This window comes from Azospirillum sp. TSH64 (assembly GCF_003116035.1).
Classification (GTDB): domain Bacteria; phylum Pseudomonadota; class Alphaproteobacteria; order Azospirillales; family Azospirillaceae; genus Azospirillum.
Window position 1 is genome coordinate 1 of sequence record NZ_LGQW01000008.1, and the last position, 4,285, is coordinate 4,285.

General features: G+C 67.6%; 2 protein-coding genes. One reads left to right on the plus strand and one right to left on the minus strand.

The features are described 5' to 3' along the window. Positions 1-1,319: tetratricopeptide repeat protein (locus tag TSH64_RS01470; RefSeq protein WP_247872695.1), on the minus strand; the 1,319-nt coding region annotated here is incomplete at its 3' end. Between the two features lie 731 nt (positions 1,320-2,050). Here TSH64_RS01470 and TSH64_RS01475 point away from each other — a divergent pair. Next, positions 2,051-4,285: calcium-binding protein (locus TSH64_RS01475; RefSeq protein ID WP_146207973.1), on the plus strand; the 2,235-nt coding region annotated here is incomplete at its 3' end.

Consider the following 4,285-nt stretch of genomic DNA (forward strand, 5'->3'; position numbering starts at 1 on the left):
CCGTCCCTTGCCAACCCCTTCAGCCGCTCGCCCCAGCGCGCAACCAGATCGGGCTCCGCCGACAGGTAGGGAACGCGGTGCGGGATGGTGTCCATCTGGGTGCCGAACACCTCGCCCAGGCTCAGCATCGGCAGGTGCAGGTCGAAGTCGTCGGTGCCGAGCTGGCCGCTGACGACCCGTTCCACGCAGGGCAGGCCGGCCAGCACCCGTTTCAGCGGCGCCGGCACCCCCAGGATCACCCGGCCGCCGCGCGCCGCCACAAGGGGAACGTAGCGGCAGAATTGCAGACTGTCGCCCAGCCCCTGCTCGCCGTGCAGCAGGATGCGGCGGCCATCCGGCGGTTCCCCCGTCCAGCGCGGCTTGGGCATGGCGGCCTGGGCGGGCGCATCCTTGCAGCGCAGCCGCCATTCATACTCGCGCCAGCCCTCCTCGAAACGGCCGCCCACCAGCAGGGCCATGCCCAGGTTGCGGCGGGCATCCGGACCGGCGGGGTCGATGGCGACGGCGCGGCGGAAGCCGGTGACCGCCTCGATCAGCCGGTTCTGGTTCAGCCGGGCGTTGCCGTGGTTGGCATAGCCGCCGGCGAAGCCCGGATCGACGGCGACGGCGCGGGCATGGGCGTGCGCCGCGTCCTCCAACCGTCCCAATTCCTGCAAGGCCAGGCCGAGGCTGCTGTAGCCGGCGGCGAAATAGGGATTGAGCGCCACGGCGCGGCGATGCCACGCCGTGGCCGCCTCCGCCCCAGCCCCCGTCTTGTCCAAGGAGCGCAGCGCGATGCCCAGGTTGTTGCAGACGGCCATATTGGTGGGGTCGATGGCGATGGCGCGGGCATAGGAGGCGACGGCATCCTGCAGGTCGTCGCCCTCCTGCAGGACATTGCCCAGCCCCGCATGGCCCTCCGACCCGGCGGGGGAAAGGCGGATCGCCCGGCGATAGGCGTCCCGGGCATCGGCAGGGCGCGACAGCCCGCGCAGCAGGCCGCCCACATTCTCATAGGCGGCGGCGAAGTCGGGGCGCAGTGCGACGGCGTTGCGGTAAGCCGCCTCCGCCCCGGCTGCATGGCCCTGGTCGCGCAGCAGGTTGCCCAGATTCAGACGCGCTTCCGCTATGGCGGGATCGATCCGCAGGGCACGGATCATCAGGCGGAGTGCGGCTCCCCCCTGTCCGGCGCGGCGGGCGACCAGCCCCAGCAGATGCAGCGCGTCGGACTGCTCGGGCGTGATCTCCAGGATACGGCGGTAGAGCCGCGCTGCCGCGGCCAGATTGCCGCTCTGATGATGCCGCACTGCTGCGGCGAGCGCGTCCTGAATGGTCGCCATGCTCGATCGGTCGTCCCTGGCCCTTTGGTGTCTTCGTGTGGCGGCTGTCCGGCGGCGCCTGTTGCCGCAAGGGAATAACGGGTGTTCCCGAATTCTCCAAGCTCATCCTCGCTGCCGCGGCAAACGAAATACAGGCCGTGTTATCAACTTGTAACAACGTGGCCGTCATCGTCGAAGCCAGAGCTTGGCGGCAGATCGGCGGCGAAGTTGTGAAAGTCACGCAAGTCTTCGTCGCTCTACACTCGATTCGAGAACGGCTTCCTCCTGCCCGGGGTCACGTTCCCGCCTGGAAGCCCTTGGGACTGTGGGTACCACCAACTTCGTGCGTGCTGTGGCGATTTCGCCATACCGGGCATTTCGCAAGGCATTGCAAAGACTTGGGGGAACAGCACTCCGCCGTTCAGGATAACGGCTTCACAGAGTGTCACAAGACCGGCCAGTTCGGTCTACCCACTTCGGTAGAAACGGATTGCCATAGGCGCAGTCCTTCGGATAACAAGGGCACGGTGTGTTAGGTCGCGCTAGGACTGAGTCTGTCTGCCTGCATCCAGTGTGGCGCACACCTTAGAATGGTTCATCCGCCGGCGAGCCAAACCTGAAGGGGATTACTAATGGCTGGAACCTACACCGTAGGAGTAACTACGGGTTCAACCCTAACATTGGGGCAGTTCTCTACGATTATCGGTAACGTTGGCACCGATGTCATCACGCTCGGAACCGCCGGTAACACGGTGTCGATTTCGACGCTTGAGACCCTGATCGGCAGCACCGGCACCGATTTCATCACCTTGACTTCCGGTTCCACCCTCCAGGTTTCGCTGTTGGAAACCCTGGTCGGTAGCACCACCACCGACGTGGTCACGATTGGCACGTCCGGCTCCACCATGCTGGTGAACCTGCTTGAGACGATCACCGGCGGTGTTGGGACCGACGTCGTTACGCTGGGCACGTCCGGCAGCACCATCCTGGTTTCCGCGCTGGAGACCCTGACCGGCGGTGCCGGCACCGACATCGTCACGCTGGGAACGGCCGGCAACACCCTGCTGGTGAGCCTGCTTGAGACGATCACCGGCGGTGTTGGCACCGACATCGTCACGCTGGGCACGGCCGGCAACACGGTTCTGGCCGGCGGCATCGAGACGCTGTTCGGTTCGTCGGCCACCGACGTGGTCACGCTGGGCACGGCTGGCAACACCCTCGCGGTCACGGCGGTCGAGACCCTGGCTGGCGGCGTCGGCACCGACGTGATCACGCTGGGCAACCTTGGCAACACCCTGCTGGTCAGCGGCATTGAGGCGATCACCGGCGGCAGCGCCACCGACGTCATCAACCTGGCGGCCGGCGGCAGCACCATCACGGTCGGCGTGATCGAGACGCTGACCGGCACGGTCGCCCTCGACATCGTCACGCTGGGCACGGCTGGCAACACCCTGCTGGTCAACGCGATCGACACGCTGACCGGCGGCGCCGGCACCGACGTGGTCACGCTGGGCACCGGCGGCAACACCGTCACCGTCAGCCTGGTCGAGACCCTGACCGGCACGACCTCCCTCGACGTCGTCACGCTGGGCACGGCCGGCAACACCCTGCTGGTCAACGCGATCGACACGCTGACCGGCGGCGTCGGCACCGACGTGGTCACGCTGGGCACGACTGGCAACACGGTTCTGGTCGGCGGCCTTGAGACCCTGACCGGCGGCGCCGGCACCGACGTCGTCACGCTGGGCACGGCTGGCAACACCCTGCTGGTGAACCTGCTTGAGACGATCACCGGCGGCGTCGGCACCGACGTTGTCACGCTGGGCACGGCTGGCAGCACCCTGCTGGTCAGCGGCATCGAGGCGCTCACCGGCGGTGTCGGCACCGACATCATTACCCTGGTGGCCGGCGGCAGCACCGTTACGGTCGGCGTGATCGAGACCCTGACCGGCACGACCGCCCTCGACGTCGTCACGCTGGGCACGGCCGGCAACACCCTGCTGGTCAACGCGATCGACACGATCACCGGCGGCGTTGGCACCGACGTTGTCACGCTGGGCACCGGCGGCAACACCGTCACGGTCGGCGGCCTTGAGACCCTGACCGGCACGACCGCCCTCGACGTCGTCACGCTGGGCACGGCTGGCAACACCCTGCTGGTGAACCTGATCGACACGCTGACCGGCGGCGTCGGCACCGACGTTGTCACGCTGGGCACGGCTGGCAGCACCCTGCTGGTCAATGTCCTTGAGACCCTGACCGGCGGTGTCGGCACCGATGTCGTGACCCTGGGCTCGGCCGGCAGCACCGTCCTGGTCTCTGGCCTCGAGATCCTGGTCGGCGGCACGGCTTCCGACATTGTCACGCTGGGTACGGCCGGTAATACGGTTCTGCTGCGCGGCATCGAAGTGCTGACCGGCGGTGTCGGCACCGACGTCGTCACCCTGGGCGATACGGCGAACACGCTGACCGTCGGCGGTATCGAGACCCTCACGGGCGGCTCGTCCACCGACGTCGTCACGCTGGGCACCGCGGGCAACACTCTGCTGGTCACCCTGGTCGAGACGCTGACCGGCGGTTCCGGCACCGACGTCGTTACCCTGGGTTCGGCCGGCAACACCGTCCTGACCAACCTGCTGGAGACGATCACCGGCGGCGCCGGTAGCGACCTCGTCTATCTCGGCACCACGGGCAACACCGTCCTGGTTTCGGGCGTTGAGGTTCTGGTCGGCGACACGGCTTCCGACGTCGTCACGCTGGGCACGGCTGGCAACACGGTCCTGCTGCGCGGCATCGACGTGCTGACCGGCGGTGTCGGCACCGACGTCGTCACGCTGGGCAACACCGCCAACACGCTGACCGTCGGCGGCATCGAGACGCTGATCGGTGGCACGGCCTCCGACGTCGTCACGCTGAGCACGGCCGGCAACAGCCTGCTGGTTTCGGGTCTGGAGACCCTGACCGGTGGCGTGGGCACCGATGTCGTT